The sequence below is a fragment of the Actinomyces johnsonii genome (assembly GCF_006546835.1).
GTDB lineage: Bacteria > Actinomycetota > Actinomycetes > Actinomycetales > Actinomycetaceae > Actinomyces > Actinomyces johnsonii.
Genome location: NZ_VICB01000033.1, coordinates 561 through 808 on the forward strand (window position 1 = coordinate 561; position 248 = coordinate 808).

Genomic DNA, 248 nt, shown 5'->3' on the forward strand with positions numbered 1-248 from the left:
TGGCGTTGGTGGGGTCGGCGTCGATGGCCCGCTGGTACATCTGCTCGGCCTGGCCCATGTCGCCCCGGATGTTCTTGAGGAAGGTGGCGTAGGCACCGAGGTTTCTGGCGTTGGTGGGGTCGGCGTCGATGGCCCGCTGGTACATCTGCTCGGCCTGGCCCATGTCGCCCCGGATGTTCTTGAGGAAGGTGGCGTAGGCACCGAGGATATTGGCGTTGGTGGGGTCGGCGTCGATGGCCCGCTGGTAC

The 248-nt window shown here is 66.1% G+C and carries 1 protein-coding gene; it reads right to left on the bottom strand.

Going from position 1 to position 248, the window contains the following annotated elements:
* A partial coding sequence (locus FK256_RS14080; RefSeq protein ID WP_141425185.1) for a tetratricopeptide repeat protein occupies positions 1 to 248 on the bottom strand: 248 nt, incomplete at both ends.